Genomic DNA, 980 nt, shown 5'->3' on the forward strand with positions numbered 1-980 from the left:
TTAGAGTGTGTGTCCCTTTTAATTAGCATTACAAATTGAGGGGCAATCATATGGACGGTGTGCCCAAAGTTTTTGAATACTCTTACCCAGTAATTTGAGCCACCACACGCTTCAATGCCAATAATGCAAGGTGGCATGAGAGCAATAAATTGGGTTAACTTTTTCCTAGCTAATTTCTTTTTAAGTATTGTTACGCCATTGATATCAACGCCATGAAGTTGAAAGCTATTTTTTGCTAAATCAATTCCTAGCACCGCAACGGGAAGTTTTACGTTATGATTAGTCATGGTTCGCCTCATTCTGTTTGATGTTTGTTCGCACCTGCATCATGGCTCATTTGAAGCCGTATTGGGAGTGAGGCGGACCATCCCATTAGGTCTTGCGTTTTGCTAATCATTACTTTTTGCATATCAAAGTTACCTTAACATCTTCGTACGAACTTCTAGGTGCAACCCATTTTGGAACAAAAACGAGTTATACGATGTAGCACTGGCGCTCCTCTAATCGCGAACTCAAAAGAACCCCATATATGGCCTTTTGATACACCGTGTACGTTTAAAAACTCACCCATTTGCTGCGAGCATACGGTTCATCCCAAACAAAAAGAGCCACTATAAATAGCGGCTCTTTGAAACTAACAATCCCTTATCGATTCATAACTCACTCTTTACCGAATACGTTGTTCTCTTGCTCTTGTACACGGATGAACGTGGTACGCTTCGTTAGCTCTTTAAGCTTTGCTGCGCCTACGTATGTACACGTTGAACGTACGCCACCAAGAATGTCATTGATAGTGTCGTTTACGTCACCACGGTAAGGTAACAGTACGGTTTTTCCTTCAGCTGCACGGTAGTTCGCAACACCGCCAGAGTGCTTCGCCATAGCCGACTGAGAAGACATTCCGTAGAACTTCATGAACGTTTTACCGTCTTTTTCAATCAATTCACCGCCAGACTGTTCGTGGCCAGCTAACATACCAC

The 980-nt window shown here is 42.8% G+C and carries 1 protein-coding gene and 1 pseudogene; both read right to left on the reverse strand.

What is annotated here, in order from left to right; translation table 11 throughout:
• Window positions 1-287 (reverse strand): annotated as a pseudogene (locus ACP45E_RS18030) (hypothetical protein); the annotation flags it as partial.
• Between the two features lie 373 nt (window positions 288-660).
• The coding region (locus tag ACP45E_RS18035; RefSeq protein WP_198927754.1) for an IMP dehydrogenase at window positions 661-980 on the reverse strand (320 nt) is incomplete at its 5' end.

It is taken from the genome of Vibrio genomosp. F10 str. 9ZD137 (assembly GCF_049974785.1).
Classification (GTDB): Bacteria; Pseudomonadota; Gammaproteobacteria; order Enterobacterales; family Vibrionaceae; genus Vibrio.